18 protein-coding genes and 1 pseudogene are annotated in these 17,874 nt (G+C 57.5%); 6 read left to right on the top strand and 13 right to left on the bottom strand.

Annotated elements, in window-relative coordinates; genetic code table 11:
• Window positions 1-11: 11 nt before the first annotated feature.
• The 6 genes from ABID58_RS36615 to ABID58_RS36590 all read right to left on the bottom strand — a co-directional run bounded on the left by ABID58_RS36615 (window position 12) and on the right by ABID58_RS36590 (window position 5,439).
• Window positions 12-1,688: a hypothetical protein gene (locus ABID58_RS36615; protein WP_354037695.1), complete on the bottom strand. Its 1,677-nt coding sequence runs from the start codon at window positions 1,686-1,688 to the stop codon at window positions 12-14.
• Window position 1,689: 1 nt separating this feature from the next.
• Window positions 1,690-3,021, bottom strand: a complete 1,332-nt coding sequence (locus tag ABID58_RS36610) for a HesA/MoeB/ThiF family protein (RefSeq protein ID WP_354037693.1) — start codon at window positions 3,019-3,021, stop codon at window positions 1,690-1,692.
• Entirely contained in the window at window positions 3,018-3,416 is a 399-nt protein-coding gene (locus ABID58_RS36605; RefSeq protein ID WP_354037692.1) for an E2/UBC family protein, read from the bottom strand. Before ABID58_RS36605 ends, ABID58_RS36610 begins: the two co-directional genes overlap by 4 nt.
• The gene (locus ABID58_RS36600; RefSeq protein ID WP_354037691.1) at window positions 3,416-3,667 is read right to left on the bottom strand and encodes a multiubiquitin domain-containing protein; all 252 of its coding nucleotides are present in this window, start codon (window positions 3,665-3,667) and stop codon (window positions 3,416-3,418) included. The genes ABID58_RS36605 and ABID58_RS36600 overlap by 1 nt, the downstream gene beginning before the upstream one ends.
• Window positions 3,668-3,702: 35 nt before the next feature.
• A complete protein-coding gene (locus tag ABID58_RS36595; RefSeq protein ID WP_354037690.1) occupies window positions 3,703-4,569 on the bottom strand; it encodes a BrxR family helix-turn-helix transcriptional regulator in 867 nt (288 codons plus the stop codon).
• Window positions 4,570-4,923: 354 nt separating this feature from the next.
• Window positions 4,924-5,439, bottom strand: a complete 516-nt coding sequence (locus ABID58_RS36590; RefSeq protein ID WP_354037688.1) for a hypothetical protein — start codon at window positions 5,437-5,439, stop codon at window positions 4,924-4,926.
• Between ABID58_RS36590 and ABID58_RS36585 the strand changes: the two genes are divergently transcribed.
• Complete coding sequence (locus tag ABID58_RS36585) at window positions 5,425-5,700, top strand: hypothetical protein (protein ID WP_354037686.1); 276 nt, start codon at window positions 5,425-5,427, stop codon at window positions 5,698-5,700. The two genes, ABID58_RS36590 and ABID58_RS36585, sit on opposite strands and share 15 nt — an antisense overlap.
• Before the next feature lie 368 nt (window positions 5,701-6,068).
• Here the strand turns inward: ABID58_RS36585 and ABID58_RS36580 are convergent, their stop codons facing one another.
• Window positions 6,069-6,281 carry a hypothetical protein gene (locus tag ABID58_RS36580; protein WP_354037684.1) on the bottom strand — a complete coding sequence of 71 codons (213 nt, stop codon included), beginning with the start codon at window positions 6,279-6,281 and terminating at the stop codon, window positions 6,069-6,071.
• Between the two features lie 243 nt (window positions 6,282-6,524).
• On the opposite strand from ABID58_RS36580, the gene ABID58_RS36575 reads away from it, so the two are divergent.
• Window positions 6,525-7,406: a DUF4238 domain-containing protein gene (locus ABID58_RS36575; protein WP_354037683.1), complete on the top strand. Its 882-nt coding sequence runs from the start codon at window positions 6,525-6,527 to the stop codon at window positions 7,404-7,406.
• Between the two features lie 72 nt (window positions 7,407-7,478).
• Entirely contained in the window at window positions 7,479-8,102 is a 624-nt protein-coding gene (locus tag ABID58_RS36570; protein WP_354037681.1) for an AbiJ-NTD4 domain-containing protein, read from the top strand.
• 247 nt (window positions 8,103-8,349) lie between these two features.
• Here ABID58_RS36570 and ABID58_RS36565 read toward each other — a convergent pair whose 3' ends face one another.
• The 5 genes from ABID58_RS36565 to ABID58_RS36545 all read right to left on the bottom strand — a co-directional run bounded on the left by ABID58_RS36565 (window position 8,350) and on the right by ABID58_RS36545 (window position 15,613).
• Complete coding sequence (locus ABID58_RS36565) at window positions 8,350-8,544, bottom strand: hypothetical protein (protein WP_354037679.1); 195 nt, start codon at window positions 8,542-8,544, stop codon at window positions 8,350-8,352.
• A gap of 64 nt (window positions 8,545-8,608) precedes the next feature.
• Window positions 8,609-9,007 carry a hypothetical protein gene (locus tag ABID58_RS36560; RefSeq protein WP_354037678.1) on the bottom strand — a complete coding sequence of 133 codons (399 nt, stop codon included), beginning with the start codon at window positions 9,005-9,007 and terminating at the stop codon, window positions 8,609-8,611.
• A gap of 208 nt (window positions 9,008-9,215) precedes the next feature.
• Window positions 9,216-13,658: an NACHT domain-containing protein gene (locus tag ABID58_RS36555; RefSeq protein WP_354037677.1), complete on the bottom strand. Its 4,443-nt coding sequence runs from the start codon at window positions 13,656-13,658 to the stop codon at window positions 9,216-9,218.
• Window positions 13,659-13,851: 193 nt separating this feature from the next.
• Entirely contained in the window at window positions 13,852-14,343 is a 492-nt protein-coding gene (locus tag ABID58_RS36550; protein ID WP_354037676.1) for a DUF6538 domain-containing protein, read from the bottom strand.
• 484 nt (window positions 14,344-14,827) lie between these two features.
• The gene (locus tag ABID58_RS36545; RefSeq protein ID WP_354037675.1) at window positions 14,828-15,613 is read right to left on the bottom strand and encodes a hypothetical protein; all 786 of its coding nucleotides are present in this window, start codon (window positions 15,611-15,613) and stop codon (window positions 14,828-14,830) included.
• 359 nt (window positions 15,614-15,972) lie between these two features.
• On the opposite strand from ABID58_RS36545, the pseudogene ABID58_RS36540 reads away from it, so the two are divergent.
• From ABID58_RS36540 to ABID58_RS36530, 3 genes and pseudogenes are all read left to right on the top strand, one after another.
• Window positions 15,973-16,101: pseudogene (locus ABID58_RS36540) on the top strand (hypothetical protein); the annotation flags it as partial.
• Window positions 16,101-16,910, top strand: a complete 810-nt coding sequence (locus ABID58_RS36535) for a hypothetical protein (protein WP_354037674.1) — start codon at window positions 16,101-16,103, stop codon at window positions 16,908-16,910. The pseudogene ABID58_RS36540 and the gene ABID58_RS36535, both read left to right, overlap by 1 nt.
• A 42-nt stretch (window positions 16,911-16,952) precedes the next feature.
• Window positions 16,953-17,288 carry a hypothetical protein gene (locus tag ABID58_RS36530; protein ID WP_354037673.1) on the top strand — a complete coding sequence of 112 codons (336 nt, stop codon included), beginning with the start codon at window positions 16,953-16,955 and terminating at the stop codon, window positions 17,286-17,288.
• Window positions 17,289-17,531: 243 nt separating this feature from the next.
• Here the strand turns inward: ABID58_RS36530 and ABID58_RS36525 are convergent.
• Window positions 17,532-17,874 (bottom strand): hypothetical protein (locus ABID58_RS36525; RefSeq protein WP_354037672.1); only part of this gene is annotated, 343 nt, incomplete at its 5' end.

Below are 17,874 nucleotides of genomic sequence, written 5' to 3'. Positions count from 1 at the left end.
CTCCGGTCGGGCTACGCCCTCCCTGCGTCACGAGCCCGGCGAAGCTCTCTCATCCTGATTGACGCTGCACTTCCATCCAGATTGCCGCGCCGCACTTTGAGCTCCGGATGGGAATTGCAGCCCTTGCGAATAAGGCATAGCGCGAGCGTCAGGGCGTACTGGCCCGGCGCTCGTTCAGCCGACCAGCTCAATGCGCGAATTTGATTTACCGCGTTAAAAAACCACTCAGTGGGATCGCCGGGTCTACAGAAGCTCGATTGACCCATCCTCAGCGCATTTTGCTCGTAGAGCGGGCCAATCAGGCGCATGAGCTGCTTGGGCGTAAGTCTTTTCTTCTTGAGGTCTTCGATGAACCCTTCGACCAAAAGCCCACCTTCGAGTGACGCGGGATCGTAGGTCAGTGGAAAGTGCGGCTCCAGTTTCTCAAAATCTATAAGGATCGCGTCGCCGTGCCGGACGAGCACGTTGGTCGCGTGCATATCGCCGTGCGCCGGGGCAACCAAGGGTTGAGTTTGCCCAAGTTGGTCAAATATCGCTTTCAAGGGATCAATAGCGATATCGGCGCGGAGTTTTCGAACGAGCGGTATCCGCTCGGCGGGCAAAGCGATCAACTGGCTTTGTCCCTCGATGCGCCATTTCTTGTCCAAATAGGACGCAAGCGAAGAGGCCGTGTCAACGCGCTGTTGTTTCCTCCAGCCTCCCAGCGTTTTATCAAACAAGTTAGCAATAGCATGCCCACAGCGGCCGCCTCGCGCGCAGGAGATCAGCGACTCTGCGCCCTCGACAAAGTCGCCCACAAGAATTCCTTGGGTTGATCCAAGGTTGCAGCGATCGCGGCGCAACCTCGGCCCGAGGTAGAAAGGCACGTATTCGAATATATGGCCGCAGTACTCGTCGTACTCGTCCACGATTTTCTTGCGCGGGCCGATCTTCGCGAAATACAGATGCGGGTACGCCCCCGTCGCGCCCTGTTGCACTAATCCAGCACCCAGCGAGGCGTAAGCCTTAAAGACTGGTGCGCCCGAGAGGCCGCCGTCGATTGATATCAGTTGAAGCTCCGAGCAATTCCAGAATGCCCGTTTGAGCAACATAACTCGCTCTGCATGCCCCTCGGGTCCAAATCGGGCGAGGAACGCCTCTTCGTCAAATTTCAACTTGAATTCCGGTAAGGGGCCCGCAGGTCTATCACAGACCAAAGCGGCAATGTCGCCCCAAGACAACGCCGTGTCGATGATGTAAACGCACGGCAAAAGAAAAGCATTTTCTCTCTCGCGCAGGTTTTCGGGGACGGTTTGCCACTCGTCGGGCCGAAGATTAGCGGTTGGGAGTAAGCCTTTTCTAAGCGGATTTATGATGACCTGCCGGGGCATCGCAGTCTGTTGGTCGTCCGTTGTGAGTCGAATGTAGACTCGGACATCGTGATCGAGAAGGCGCGGCCCAACTTCGAGCAAATCTCGCGGCAAGGTCTTCAGATTTTTGGGGTCTTGAGTCCAAATCACGGCATCGAGTTTAGCGATATAGTCGGGATCGCGAAGCTTATCCAACGTCACCGGATCGTTCGCATCGGCTGGCTCCCACGTGATCTTGCGCTCGACGAACCTGCTTAAATCCGCACTTGCCGGTACTTCCCCGACGAAGGCGATTTTCGCGCGCGGCCTGCCCTCTGGCGAAAATTCGCGTATCGCCATGTCAGTCGTCCCGCGTAAATAAGGGCTGCGTATCCCCCCGCGCAAGAACGCCTCGCGAGGAGCAAATATAGCAATTCGGATTGCTGGTGAATGAAACGGCTCGCAGTGAGGGGGGGCGCGCGTCGTAGATAAGATGCCTGGCTGCGCTTGGCACCCCCACCATCATGGCCAGAAACATTGTCATCGCCATCGAGGTCACGGTCCCGTTGATGGAGATGACGGCGGGCGCGGGTTCATGCGCTCCTTGAATATACTGGTCCCGGCTTCGCTCTTCGGCGTTCATCATGTCTCGCCGGACCTCTTCGGAATCCAGCAACTCGCAGCATGTGAAGCAAGGCAGTCCCGGCGCGAGTGCCTGGACCCGGCCATGTATGCCCGCGATCTGACCCGCCCTAGCGGTGATGATTGAACCCATATCAACGCATGGGATGAGATATTGATATGCGATCTGTTGGATGATAGCGCGGCTTCCATGCGAATCGGTGCATGCGAAGATAAAGTCGGCTGCCCGCAGTTCGCGAGCAACCGCCGTTCGTGTCACATCCCCGATGACGCGCTTACACTCAGCGTCGCATGTGATTTGTGCAATCATGTCGGCAGCCACGTCCGTCTTGTGCCGGTTGACATCGCTTACATGTGCGCCGACCACACGGTTAAGGTTGGTCGTCTCTATGCGATCGGGATCGACAAGGATGAACTTGCGCAGGCCCAGATGCGCCAACTGTTCTGCGGCAATCGAGCCTGTGCCACCCAGACCCACTATGGCGACGGTGAGTGACTCAAGATATTTTTGGCCAGCGGAGCCCAGTGCCCTGACCTGACGGTCAAATTTCAACGGCGTGGAACCTGACGGGCCATCGGCGTCGAATAGCACTTGCAATCGCGGCCCGACCGACACGACGCGCATGGGAGTCTTTTCACCCAGGCGCCGAGCGCACCAGCCCCCTGCGCTTACCACCACTGCGCCATGCACCGTGTGGGGCGCACGCACGGACATGAACCGCGCCAGATGTGTCTCACCATCATCGTCTATTTCGGAGAATTCCGGCGGAGCAGACCCCGGGTGAGAATGCACAAAGATGACAGAAAGATTTTCGCGCGCGGCTCTTTTGCCAATTTGCGCAATTAAATCCGGTTTGAGCTGCGCGCTTATACGCGACCGGTCTGAATAATTATCGTCGACAGGAAACTCGATGCGGGAGACGACAAGACGGTCCAGTTCGGGCAGGGCAACGTGCGATGCCCACAGGATTGCGCAGCGCTCGGTCTCTCTGCCTACAAGCTCAGCGATAATGCGGCTGGCATCTCCATCCTGAAACCTGAGCTCCATCATCGAGGCGGGTCCAGTCGCAGGAGGATTACCCGATAGAACTGTTCAAGTCGGTCGCGATTCGGGTCCCACGTTTGCAGATGCCAGGAAAACCACGTCAAAGGACGGCCCGGGACCATATCGTAGGGCAATGGCGTTCCTTCGTTGGCGGCATGCGGAATCGCGGCATTGGCAAGGCGTATCGCCGGCGAGACCCAGAAGCAGTCAGGCTTTGCAGCGGGATACCCGGGAGGCGCGACGAATAGAATGTCGACCTTCTTAGGATTCCAGCCATCCGGCAAATCGAACCCCTTAATCGTAATAAGGTATGAGCCATCCGCCCGACGCTGAATCTCAGCGTCTTGATGCTTGAACTGCTGAAGGTATTCCTTCAGCTGCTGGAATTGCTCCCCGATCATCAGAGTCCAAACGTCGCTGGTGGGACAGCGAAAAAGTGTTTCACACGTTCAGTGATGCCTACAGCTTCACCGTCGCCGATGCCCTTATCTGGCTTGTCACCTTCTTCTTCGAGGAAGAGCTGATAATTAGGCGCAACATTGGCGATCGCCTTTATCTCCGCCCCCGTAAGTGCGGTCTTTGCATTCTCGTGACGAATTGCATCCACGTAAAATGCGTGAAGTTTTTTCTCTGCCTTCTCTGCTTCAGACATGTCGTTCTCCTTCTAAGATTTGTGCTTGCGATGCGTCATTGGTCGTCCCTTGAATCCTCAAACTGTGCGCGGTTGGCCCACACGATTGGCTGAGACTCCTGCGATGCTTCAATCCGCAGGTGGCGCACGAAATATGAAACGAGCGAGCGGCGGATCGTCTTCGATAACCGTCCGTCCTGCATGCCGAAGTCGGCAATGACTGAATCTCTCTGACCAGGCGTGAGATTCGGATTGGGCTCAATATCGATCACGACGAAAGTTTGCCAATCCGTATCGTCCTGCGGATTCACGCTGCTGATACGGCGTCCGTGGACTTGCTGGAATCTGGTCAAGACAAAATCGCGAAATCGAGAAGTTCCATGGCACCATGCGCGGGTGTGCCAGCGGGAACCGTCAAAGGCCAGAGAATGGGGCGCAATCCACTGACGAGTTGGATCGGGAGACCCCATCGATTGATACGTGACGTCTATCTCCGTGCCATCGCGGATTGCCCAGAGAATTGGCAAGAGCAACTCAATGCGAACGCGCCGGACCGGGAGCGTCACGACATCACAGGGCGGTCGGTGTCCCACAAAGCTGACCGCTCGTGAAATCGTTCCGGTCGCCAGACCCTGAATCTCGTTCAAATAAGTCTGGGTATCGGGCGCGAGAAACAGAGGCTTGAAATGCTCCGTCGCGCGATAGACCTTTTCGTGGCGGTCGTACTCCATATTCTGTTTGGCCAAATCGAGGTATTTGGCGAAATCAAGCGATGCCTGCTGAACCGAGATGTTGAAATATTCGGCGACCTCGCCGCGATTGATTTTGCCGTCCCACAGCAAGCGAAATTCGATGAATTCCAGTCGCCGGTCTTGTCCCCATGGCCGAGGCCGGGGGGCGGTCTCTATGTCCGTATCGGTCATCGCGCCTAGGTCTAGTACATCGTGTAACATGATCCATCATAAAACACGATGCGTTCTTTGTCAAGGAACTCGGACTTTGAGACTCAAAATGCTTCAGTGACGGTGGGCCGATGTCCCGTAAGCTGTTGGAAAGCTGTGACAATAGGCGTGGGTGCCTATGTAGCCGCGGGCCACCCCTGGGCCGGCATCCTCACCGTCCGCGACCAAAGTCCTTGTCTCGCCGCCGTCGCGGGGTCGGGTCCGGTGGAATCGTCTCCTTCGTGTTCTTGGTCGGCTCGCCGCGCTCGGGGCTTGCGCTCCGGTTCTTCCGACCGTTCACGGGTGCGCTTGCGACGCTGGATCGTGATCTCGGCTTCAGATGTCGGCTCCTGAACCGCGCCTCCGGCCGCCTCGCCATCTTCTCCGGCTGAACCGGACGCCCGCTCGAATTCGGCCGATCAGGTCGATAGGCTTTTTGGCGGCCTTGTTGAATTCGTCCGGATGCATCCGGGTCTGCTCGGGCTGCGGCTTGCGTTCAGTGCGTTCCCGCTCTTCGACGCGCCGCTCCTTCAGCAGAGAAATTTCAAGCGACTGGCGCTCACGCTGCTCAACCAGCTCCAGCGCGCGCAACCGCCGCTGCATGGTCAAAGTTTCCAGCGCCAGCTTGCGCTCGAACGCCCCCCTCTCGCGTTGCTGCCGCTCCGCCAAATCCTTGTTTTGCGCGAGAAAGGCCCTGTAGCGGGCCGCATCCCGGAACTGCTGTACCTTCTGCGTTATTAGCGCCACCCCGGTAATACGGCCAAGGAATTCGGCCAGCCCCTTCGGTCGGTTGACCGCGCGCTCGATTTTGATGCGCCGGCTCTCCTGCAAAAACCGATGCCGGAACTCCAAGCGATCCGCCTTCTGCTGCTCCGAATGCCGATGGCGGGCATGGCGTTGGCGGTCTGTCAGCCCCTTCGCCTCCTGCTCGACAGCACCCCGGCGGGGCTACTGTTGGCGCTGCAACTCATCCCGGCGCTGCTGTTCTTTGACCTCCCGCGCGGCCTTGTCCTCGCCTTTGCTGAACAGCTCCATTGCCGCCCGATGTGCGGCGGCCAGCGCCCGCGCCTCGTCCAAATGACGAGGCCACCCGACACGTTCGGCACCCAGTAAGCGAATTTGATCGGATCGTTGTTCGCGGTCATCTATTTACCCCTCAGGAAGTAGGTCTGCGGCGAAATGGACGACGACTTGAGGCGGGCAGCAACATCCGAGCGCGCCGCTCAGCACAAACGCGCACTGCTGCTATTCAAGCCGTCGCTTAAGCTACCGATTTGGGAGAGCTACAGCGATCTGCGATGCGATCGCGTCTGCGCATCTAGCGCAGCGTCAACAGAAGGACGGACACAAGTCATCGACAAGCTCTACGCGTAACCGAACCATTCACCTTGTCGAAGATGTTGTTGCGCATCATGAGCGTCCCTGACCGGCATCATTGCCTGATGATCAATCATGGTCCTCGCTCCCTACTCAATGGAGTGTTAGCCGTTGTAAGTTTTAAATCTTCCGCGCACGTAAGCGTGCGAAACAGCCTGCATCAATTCGCAGACTTCCGACTCCAGATACTCATTCGCCACGATCAGCGCCTTGAGCGCGTCACGCACGTCACCGCCGCATGCCGCAATCGCCTGGTCCGCCGCCGCTTCAAGCCGATCAGCGTCGGCCTGTGGATTTGGCGCGGTGCTCTCCGACATGCAGGCTTCCGGCTTGACTGAACAACGCTTAAGTTCCCATTTTGTTCTCATGGAGTCAAGCGACCAAAACTGTGGGTTTCCGCCGCCGTGGCGGGTCGAACAAATACAAGCCGTGGAAGGGAGCGCGGGCGAGCCACACAAACCGCTTAGACAGAGTATTCCACTCAGCGGTTTCACCTGCACCACCGGACTGGTACACGTGTGCTCCACCATTCTGCCAGCCTCGACCCGTAGGAGGCGGCCGTGTCCGAGCCGACCCGACACCATTACATTCCGGTTTTCTATCTGAAGCAGTGGGCCGGCGGTGACGGTCGGCTCTGTGAGTACAGCCGTCCATACAGGGAGACAAAGGTCAAGCGAAAGCACCCCGCAGCGACCGCATATGTAGACAACCTCTACGCGGTTCCTAGTCTTCCAATGGAGCAGACCCAATTCGTCGAAAAGCAATTCATGCAGACGGTGGATAGCGGAGCTGCTGAGGCGATGACTGCGATGTTGAAGCAGACTGAACCGGCAGCGGACAACGAACCAGATTGGATGCGGATTATTTACTGGGCCAGATTCATCTACTCGCTCAGTCTGAGAAATCCCGAGCAGATACGCGTCGTGCAGCGAAGCCTCGACGAAGGCTCCTTCTCGGTAGCGACAGCGACGAAGGAGGAGATCCAACGGGCCAACGAGACGAAATCAAAGATACGTGTTCGGAAGCTCGCCGCGCCTGCACAGTTTTTGTTACCGAACCTGATCAATTCGGAGCCCGCTATCAGAGCGATCGCAGACAACATGATGTGGTTCACGTATCACGTCGGAGTAGCCAAACACTCCGTGTTGACGTCGGACCGCCCAGTCATCATGACCAAGGGGCTCGACGGTCCGAATGCGCATCTTGCTATGCCCATATCGCCGACTGCGATCTTTTTCGCCGTGAGGAGCGAACGTTCGCTAAAGCGGATTAAGGCGATGGATGCTGATGAACTCATAGCGAAAGTTAATACCGGCGTTGCGCTGCAGGCTATCAAGTATGTCTACGGGATAGATGACAGTCAGCTTCGGTTTGTTGAAGAGCGGTTAGGCAAAATGATGCCGACGGCGCTGCTGTCGCCATTCGAGAAGCGGAAAGCTTGACCTGCCAAAGTTTACCGGCCGCTAGCAACCAAACCGCTTCACGATGTTGCCGAGGAAATGGTATGGTGTCGCATGAGACATTTTTCTGACAGGCATGGCTATAGTACCGATGCAGTCGAGATCACGGTGCGTGAAGATGCGCCGGACGATTTGCGTTACGCCGTTGCACAGATCGCCAAATCGGCCGGTCTTACGCCGAAGACGATCCGCAACATCGTATGTCAAGTGCTCTTCGTTGCTCCCGACCCAAACAATTGGTCAGAGTACCCGAATATCTGGGAAGAAGTGCTCAGCTTGCTGAGGGATTGCGAGTGGTTCAAGGTCTATGACATCGCCGAGGCAATGTGGCGGAGCCTTGAGTATAACGATGAAAGTCAGCAGATTTTCCAAGACGAGCTTAATCGCTGCTTCAGCGAGAAGGGAATCGGTTGGGAACTGAAAGACCCGGAAGGAATCGTGTTTCGCGGTGGTGCCACGTTCGCCGCAACGACCAAACAGACAGTCAAGACTTTGGAGGAAGCCGGTAAGACCACTGCCGCGGCGGAGATTCAAGAGGCGCTCAGGGACATTTCGCGGCGACCGAAACCTGACCGCACTGGAGCTGTCCAACACGCCATTGCCGCACTCGAATGCACGGCCCGAGATCTTCTAGGGGCGTCGGGTACGCTGGGCAAGCTCATCGCACAACTGAACTGAACCTGCCGAAGCCGCTCGATGTGGCTGTGGAGAAGCTCTGGGGTTTTGCTTCAGACCGGGCGCGACATTTGCGTGAGGGCGAGGCGATCAGCGATGACGAAGCGGAGCTGGTTGTAACCGTAGCTTGCGCGATCTGCGATTTGCTCGTCAAGCACACGTGAGCCTCGACTCCGGCTGCTCGGAGTCCCGCACGTTTATGCAGTGATTTTAAAAGCGTAGGCGCGGCAAGATCCTCAGATCACGAGAGCTACTTGGACGCCCTGCGACCCTCCGGCCAGATAGATACCGGTATGTTGGGGGGGGTAACGTTGATGACGTAATCGGGCGGGTTGAAATCGAAGAAGCCGGCCTTCTTGATGATCGCCTCGCCTTCGGCGACCGTGTGGCCGGTGCCGTCTAATGTGAAGGTAAGCACCTTGAGCCCTGCCAAATTCTCGCGCATTGCGGTGTCGGACTTCTGAGAAAATGTTTCGTGCCGCGAATGACGAAGACATGGCCGACCGACATCACGGCCCGGATGACTTTCGCGGCGCGCCGTTCGTCGAGCCGCACGGCATCGAACTGCCTCCGAAGCGCCGGGTCATGGGTTTTGGCGAACTGCTCTCGTAACGCGTCGGTTGCATCGCCCGTGTAGTCGGAGGCCCGATAAGCCATGTCATGGGCGGCGAGCCGCTATCGCGGAGTTCCGCGATATCAAGCTGAAGAAGCTCCTCGGTCTCTGCGGTGCGGGCACCTTGCGGAGCTTCGCTCATAAAGGCGTCCGGCACCGATGCAGCGCAGAACGCTTCCATCAACTGTGCGAGGCTGGTGGCACGTAACGCTTGTTTGTCACGCGGTACGTTATCCAGAATGACGGCAAGAAAGCCGAGTGCCGCAAAAATGATTTTGTGATCTATGCGTGTCATCAAATGCCCCATCGATCTCGTTCAATGGGGCTGAAAGTCTATTATTCAACGAAGGGAAACCACGGCTGTTTATGCCCTATTTTGTCATCGGGCTTACCCCCTTCTGATAAAATGGGAGGGTTTGCCCACTTCCGACAAAGCGCTTGCCCCTTTTTGTTGGGCAAATTATCGCAGCCCCTTATATTTTCGGGCGTTGAAGCAGCTACCGTCAGCGGCGGCCCCCGACCTTTCGTTTGGCGACGCGCTGTGGGGCCTTCCGGAATGCCCTGTTCGACGTTTTCTTCGCTGAACGCTTTTTTGCGGGCGACGGTATGGGTACTCCGCGCCACGCATTGATTCCGACGCAATGAACCTCAATAACGCCGCTGGTAGTTTCGACCAGCGTCGCCGCTATTCCCTCAAGCCAATCTATAGCCGCTTCGAATGAAAGCGGTTGGCGGGTCACGGGATCGAGCCACTTGCGGTCGCGGTGGTGCGTAATCACTAGCACCCCGTGACGGCGCGTGGCGGGTTTCAAGTAATCCTCGGCAAGCTGGACCCGGAGAGCCTTTTGGAGCTGGCTCGCCGTCCAGCCTTTTCCGCCATGTTTGACTTCGATGGCCACCTCGCATTGAGCAGCGGTTGACGCAACGATGATGTCGGGCTTGTCACCTTTAGCGACTTGGGCCTCCCGATAGGCGTGATATCGGCCTAGCGAGCGAAGTTGCATTTGCTCCGTGAGCCAATGCTGAACTTCGTCTTCGTCCTTCGCGCGTTCAAGCAGTTGACGAGAAGTCGAGTCGCCGCTGCTGAGTCTGAAGATGATATCCGCGAGGACACCTAAAGTGAGTTTTAACAAATCAGCTCCCGTTTTAACGGGAGCGGTGTATTGGGTTTCGAAGGTGATGACTTCGGCAATTGTCCATGCGGGGTATTCCGCATCGCGTTCGGCCTTGCCGCGCGCCAGTTCCTTAAATCGCTCGGCTCTGACGGCAAAATCCGGATCGTTGGCGGCCCTTAGCATGGCTCGGTAAGCGTCAGCTCCCGGCCGATCCAGCAATGCCGACAGAATGGCGCTGCGCGCGCCTTCGGCACGATCCCGCGCATCTGGCGTATAAGACCCCTCATGCACCGCGTCGTATTCCGGACGAATATGCGAATAGGCGGACTGAAGCAGCTTTTCGAGCGTAGGGATGGATGCCCGTGAAAGGGCGCCGTAAAGAAACGAATCGTGCCGGTCGAAGAGCTTTCCGAGCGTATGCTCGGCACGCGACCGGCGTGCTTCGGGAGCCGCGCAGTCAAGCCACGACGTCAGGTCGTTTGCGCCAATATCAGGGTCCAATAGCAAAATAATGGCTAGATAACTGAGGGCATACTCATCCCTGGTAGCGGCTACGTGGCCGCTAAATCTGCGCCTTACGATGCGAAGTAGTTTTTGTTTGTCGGCTTCGTCGAGCCGAAGGTTGCGGATGATCCTGATGCTGCGGTCAAGAGCCGCGGGATAAGGTACCTCCGACTTTTCAAAGCATTTGAGCAATATGGCTTGTATCGGTTGCTGAAGAGAGACGGCAGACGTTCCATACCGGTACAGAAAGTCCGAGCGCCCGTTGACGGGGGCGGACCACTGCGAGGTGATCTCCCTTTGCAGGATAGGCAGGATTTCTTCTGGATGAGCGTTCATCAGCGCGTCGATCCATTCGGGATAACCTTGGTCTGACTCACATCCGTGACGGGCGGCTCTCACAGCTTCGTCATCGGTGAGCTGCTTGACCCAATCCACGTCTTCTGCCGCTTCGATCCCGACGCCCGCAAACGCAATCATGGTCAAATATTTCACCGTGATGCCACCGTTCGGCGTTCGTTTTGGACGCTCCGGGTCGATGTTGCGCCAAGCTATCTCCATTCCATCTCGATAAGCCTCGGCAACTCTACGTCCGAATCCTTCTTCAAGTAGGCGCCACTGACGTGCTGCCGCTTCTTCATTGCCGCTTGTTCGGGCATGGAGCCATCGCGTCAAATCCCATAAGCGGTGAATTCCCGCCTGCCAGGATGTGAGATTCTTGGGATCGGAAAGGAGGCTCGGATCGCCTTGAATTGTTTTCTTGAATTTAACCCACGAGGCTTTGTCCTTGACGGTCTGCTGGTCCTGCGTTTTTCGTCGCGCTTGAGCCTCGCGCTGCCAGCGAAGATGCTCGGCATTTTCAGGTGGCGGCGGAGCTAGATGACCGTCCAAATCCTCCAAAAGAACGTCCGACCAGGAAACAAGCGCGCGGAGATCGTCGGCTTCGGATTTCAGGCGGCCGTCGTTACCTAGAATCGCGGCTATCGCGCCCAATGCAATCCGTTTATCGTCTTCCAGGGGGCGCGAGGAAAGGTTGGAATATAGGGCGGGCAAGTCGCGCGCGGTCAGCTCCCAGAAGATGCGGCCCATTCCGATATGAACCTGCCAGTGCCGTATGGGTCTGCGCTGTTCGGTTCTGGAGTTTCTGCGCTGCTCTTCTATGTCGGCCCAGAACAGCGCGCGATTAAGCTCGGGATTCGTCTGCACGAGCTGCCGCAAATTCGGGGGTTCAGCATCGCCCATATGGCTTCGAGGCTCGGCCCGCTCAACGGCCATCAATAAGTTCAGGAGACCGGGTGGCGGTTTGCCACCACCAAGGATCTCAGTTTCCCGTACAGCCAACATTTCGCAGTGCTTGGCGAGTTCGTGATAGCGTTTAGAAATGCGTTGATGGACCTCCACGAATGGAGGTTGAAGGCACAGTGCTCCGACGCCGAAGGCGAGTGCAGCGCGTTCCGAAGCATTTGAACCGGCGCTATAGAGTTGCTCAATATTATAAGCGAAGCTGTCAATCGCAGAACGGTGCGAGGGCTTTGATTGTTCGATCAACCCAAGCAAATCCTTCAAGCTCAAATGCCGTGGATAAAGGACCAGAGCAAATGCTGCCGCCAGCGTTGCGCTCGCTTTGTCTGGCGACTTCATCAGTTTGCGTGCCGCCGCCGCTAGAGCTTGTTTATCTTCGCATGCCTGAAGGGCCTGGATGGCGGCGATCCGGTGATTGTCGGAAGCCCCTTCGTCAAGCGCTACTTTACGGGCTATTTTCGCGCATCCCTTGATAGCTCCATCGCGAATGAGACGCAGCATATCGAAATGAAAATCGTCCCGCGTGTTGGCTTTCCAGACATCGTTGATTGTGTCTGCGAGGCCTTGATGAGAGAATGACCAAAGCGCGCGATAGTCGAGGCTATCGTCTGCGATTTCGGCGGCTTTGTGCTTCGATGCATAAGCCGTCAGGAGGCGCTTGCGTGCATCGAGCGACAGCGAACCCGGATCGCCGTGGCGCAGAAGCACGAGCGGTTCGCGCCGGATAATTTCGTCGCGGATATTCGGGTGCCAGAGCGAAAGCCATGCAGCCGCCGGTCGTAGCGACGGAACGACGGTTTCCACCCCGTACCGATCGACAAACAGGAGCTGCCATACCTCGGGTAGCGGACAATTGGCGGTAAGCAGGCCATCCAGCCATTTAGCGGTCAGATATTCCTGGGTGGAGCGGTGGTGAAAACGAATTCGGCCGTAGGTCGCGGGCGCAAAAACGCCGCGCCGCAGGACGGCGTTGCATTGCGCCTCGTTCCAGTCATTCAAGATCAGCCTAGCGTCCAACGCTCCGACCGAAAGGCTGGGGTCGGGGTCGTGATTGGGCGCGCGGAGGGTGAAGGATTTACCGAAGGTCAGCGCGGACGCCAGACGCGCCGCCCCCTCGCGGGCCTTCGCGAGTGACAAGGTTTCGTTGTCAGCACGGTGGGTGTCACGTTCCCGCAATTTGCGGGTAATGCCGTGCTCCACCATGTCGGCGAAGGTGCCGAACTGCTTATGGGTTTTCCAATAGTCTGCGAGATCGAGCAGATCGCCCGGGCGTTCTGCAAAAGCTTCAAGGCCGTTGCGGGTTATTCCGGCAATGAACGCTTCGAGCTTCGGAACGCGCAATTCCTTCGCAAGCGCGCGATACTGCTCGGTCAATAGCGGAACAAGTTGAATAACGAGCAGTTCATTTGGCTTCTTGTCGGCGATATCCGGCAACCGCGTCGATTTTTGCTTTTTATTGAATATTGGATCGAGAAGCGCGCTCTCGTCGCTCGCCGGAGAGGCGTTCGCTGCCTCCCATGCGGGGAGCCATTGAATGATAGTCTCGCGGTCTTCGAGGCCTTTCCAGTCTGTGACGCGGCAGGAAATGTAGATTCGTGCGCGTTCGATGCCGACTCCCAATTCGCGCGCGAACCTTTTAAGGGCGCTATCGAAGCTCTTTCTGTTGAGGCGAGCCTCGTCAATAGAATCGAGGAAGAACCAAGCCTCCTCCGCGCCGTCTGACCATTGCTCAAATCGTTTGGACGCCACTGAGTCGAGGGCCGATTCGAAACCTTGGTCGGCTAGCTCCTCGATGGGGAGGTAGAACGCTGGCTTGCCCTCGGCGCGGAGCTCTTTGACCTGATTTTTGAATTCTTCGGATTTTCCACTGGACGCCTCGGCCAACAGCACGACACGACGCCGTTCCCATAGGTCGCTCCATTCGAGCCAGCCGCCGAGCTTACGTCCCCAAGCGCGGCCGAAATCCAAACTGGGTTCTTGGTCTTTGAGCAGAGGGAAGAATGAGCGATTCAGTTCGACGAAAGCCATGTTTGCTCACCCCGGAGCAGTCAATTATCGGATTTAGCAAAAATGGTGCGGGCGGCCGGACTTGAACCGGCATAGCTCTTTCAAACCGAGGGATTTTAAGCCCCGCGCACCCTTCGACAAATACTCTGAAGCTGAAGAGGATTCTTTTCAATGATTGGTTGTGTTTGCGCCCCTATGGGCGGAAATGCGCTTTTCAGGATAGGAGACCCGAAGCAGGTTCAGATGATCCTGCACCGCAGCGATGTCGGCCTCGCACAGTCCATCGGCGATTCATGCGGACGCGATCCTCAGGGCGCACCTCAGCCGATGCGCCTTGTGCGTCCAGCAGCGCATAAGTCCAAAGCGCCCGCTTGTCGGCCAACCGCTCCCACTCGAAGTCGAACACGGGCGAATTCTTGGCGGCATGCGCGACCCGCTCGAGCTTCGTCAGATGGGTATCGACGACGCGGCGAAGCATTGTCTCAATTTGAGACTTTGACAGGTGCGGGTCGAAGCTATCGGCGAGCATCGCGGCGTCTTCCAGGATCACGTCAAGCTGAGCGGCCAGCCGACGCGCCGCCGTTCGGCTGGTGGTCTTCAGGCTCAGAAAAAGATGCGGACGTTCCATGAGATTGGCAAGCGCGCACGGCACGCGGCGCCGCCAGTAGTAATACGCGGCGCTCCGGCGAAAGATGTGGACAGCCATTGCGAACACGATCCTGTGCAGCAGTGATGTGTCGCAGAGCTGTGCAGCAGCTCCCCAGCCAGGCCGGTTTCGTGAGTGATTTCAGGCGGGACAGGCAATCTGGCTGGGGCGGGAGGGAGCAGCCGCCAGATTGAACAAGGAGTGCGCGCAAAAGCGCAGCGGTTGCCGTATCGATCATGAGACGCTCTGGGCAGGAAATTCCAAGTGTAGTGGCGACCTTTCGGTATGGGATTCAGGAATGTTAACTTTCCGGGAGTCCGTCCGCAGTTGCAAACTGAGCACACTGTCAGGGAAGGCCGCGCCGGCAGCTCAACGCCAGCCGGAAGATCGTCCGGATCCAGCATCAGGTAGAGCCGGGAACGGTAGCCAGAGTCTTGCGATGACTGAACCGCAAACCTTGCGCCACGTCAGCGTGCGGCTGCATGACGCCCGGTGCGGCTGCCCACGGCACCAGGCTGCAGCACGCGGCAGCTCGCGGCAATTGCTACCTTCCAAGTAACGGGGGAGTTGGGCGCCTGATCTTCACAGGGTTGAAGTCATTGCTCCAACGCCGGACACCATAAAACGAGATATTGGCGCCCTGCAATTTGTGGTCATAGAGCCACTGCCAGTAGAATGGGTCATCGCGAGGGACGATCGCGATCACTTGTTCGCAGTAGGCGGCCAGACCAACCACAGTCGTCAAAAAGGCAGATTCCCGAGTGGAATATTCAGCAGGATCCGTGTAGGGCCCAAAAATCAGCACGGCCGTCAAACGTTCCGGGTCGCTCTCTCTGGCGTACAGAATGTCCGCAGGCGCATATTGGCGCTTGCGATCGTCGATCCGCTTGAAATCAGGATCGAGCTGAGAAGCAACCCAGCTCTGCACCTGCGCGCCGAGCTTATGTGCATACTGTTTTCCAAAAACCTGGTTCGTGCTGCTTGAGCGAGCCTTCTTCTCCTGCTCCCGCAACTTTTCGACCGACCATCGGCCCCCACCGATCACGCGCGCCGCCTTTATCGCTTTCACAGGATCGTAGCGGTGCCACCGGACAATTAGTTCGACCGCGGCAACGGGCACTGCACGTAGTTGTCTCACGTATTCGACGTAGTCTTCGTCCGTGTCGTCCTCGATGCGCTCGATATTTTCGAGAGCGCGGATCCAACTTCGAACGGTTGGTTCCTTGGGCAGCGAAGCGCTATGGAAAGAGAAGCCCGGCACTTGGGCCAAGGCTCTACGCGTTGCCTTTTCGATGTCCTTATCAGGCAGGTAGCGCAATTCATCCCGCACGAGATCAGCCGCCGTGGCCCAATCGGTAACTCCTGGCCGCCCCGGCTTCGGCACGCCGGAACTGTGGTCGCTTCTCGTGCGCCTGCTTACCAAACCAATCAACCCTTGGGTATCAAAATACCAAAAACAGAAGCGACTCGACCAGAAATCTATATGAGAAGATCGAATCTTTCCTTGGCGGTGTCCTGTTAACTGATTCTAGGACTTAAGTATACCTTCGTTGAAGGTATATTACTCCTCAACGCTCGCCCGTCCGCCGCGCAAACCGCCAAATATATACTCTAAACAAAGGTATAATATGGAACTGCCCGCCTTCCTGACGATCGACGATCTGGCGACCTTGCTAAGGGGTCTCGCCTGAGACCATTCGTCGCCGCGCGCGTCGGGGAGAACTGCCCTCCGTCCCCGGCTTGAGGGTGCGCCGGTTCCCGCGTGAGGAGGTAATCAAGCTCCTGTACGCAACCGCTCCCGTTACAAGGCCGCGCTAGTGGGCAAAGAGCTCCATCGCGGCCAGCGTTTCGAGCGCCTCCAAAAGGAGTATGGGCCGTATTGGCTCATCCGAGACCGCGCAACCGATGTCTACTATGTTTCCTGGTACGACGATGAAACGCGTCAGACACGGAGGCGCACGCTTCGTACGTCATCTGGCGTCGAGGCGGAAAAGATCGCTGAACAGCTCGAGAAGAACGGCATTACCGGCGATCCGAAGGCGTTTCTCGACAAAAAGCCGATGACGCTGACCGGAGAAGTGCTCGATCACTACAAGAAGGTCCGCGTCCCGAAGATCAGGAGCGGTGACGCCGCGATAAGCGCGATCGAGAACTATCTGCGCCCAGCGTTGGGCAACATGCCGGTCGCCGTGCTGCGCAAGCGCGATATCAGCAATTTTCAGGACCGACTGATCCAAGAGGGGCATAAGATCGGCTACGTTAGTCGCATCTCAAGCACGTTGAGAGCGGCCCTGAACCTTGCGGTCGATGACGAGGAAATTCCCGCCGCACCCATCGTGCCCGAGATCCGCGGCGACGCCGAGATCGAAGCCGAGGAACTGCGCGGTCGCGAGCTCACGATTTTGGAGGTCGCTAAACTCTTTGATGCGATCTCCGATATTCATATGCTCAACTACAGCATCGCCGAGATCAATACCGCGGCGCGGCCCGAAGCCGTTCTCGAGCTTGTCGCCGAGCAGATCGATTGGCAGTACAAGCTCATCGAGTTGAACCCGCCGGGCCGCATTCAGACCAAGAAGTTCCGGCCGATCATGCGCATCTCCGCAACTTGGACGCCCTGGCTCTAGAGCGTCACGAGCGGTCCGATCGTCAGCTACAAGGGCGAGGCGGTGAAATCGATCAAGACGGCGATGCGCAACCTGGTCAGCAAGGCCAAGCTCCCGGGACGGGTGAACTCGACCTCCATCCGGCACACGCTGGGCCGCTACATGGAGAACGTGGCCAAGGTCCCGGGACGCGAAATCTCGGTGTTCCTGGGCCACGTCCCGGTCGAGAAGAAGAAGTCGACCCGCCGCTATTCCGGCATCGATCCCTACGCTCCGGATTACATGAGCAACGCCATCGCCGCGGTTGAGGCCTTCGTTCGTGAGGTCAACAAGCACACCAAAAAGTGGGACTTGGAGAAGCCCTACACCGTCAAGCCGGGATGGAAGGGGCGGAAATGATGATCACCGGCCCCCACGTACAACACAGCAACATGGCTGCGTCCCGCGGCGGCAAGACGGTGCGTGCATTTTGCGTGCTAATGGGGCAGAAAAGCGCGGTCTGGAGCTACCGCGAGGTCGGGCAAGCCGTTGAAATCTTGGTCGGAGTGGCAGGATTCGAACCTGCGACCCCTGCGTCCCGAACCCGGTTATCGAGCCGCATAATACTGAAAAGTCGAGAGTTTTGACTTCATTCGACCCTGGTTATGTCCGTTCGTTCCTGACGTAGCCGGGGTTATTCCGGGGTTGGCACTTCATACAGAAAATCGGCTTCGACCAAAGCTTTTCGGTTGGTTGCGGGGACCAACCCTTATCGCAGCCGTCGAACTCCTCGAACAGCACACCCAAGCCCGCTTCAATCAAGTCGTGCTTCGGCTCGGCCTTGAACAGGAAATCTCCTCCAACACCAGCCTCAGCGTCGCTAAGAAATGCGACCTTCTCGGTCGCATTGTCGTAAGCGCGAAGCCGATACCCTTGCTTCGAAGTTAGAACGAATGTGCGAAGAAGCCTCCGGCTTGGAACGGAGGTTTGGATGGGATTGGACAGC

Source organism: Bradyrhizobium sp. S3.2.6 (assembly GCF_040546885.1).
Lineage (GTDB): Bacteria > Pseudomonadota > Alphaproteobacteria > Rhizobiales > Xanthobacteraceae > Bradyrhizobium > Bradyrhizobium cytisi.
This window is presented reverse-complemented; position numbering and strand designations above follow the sequence as displayed.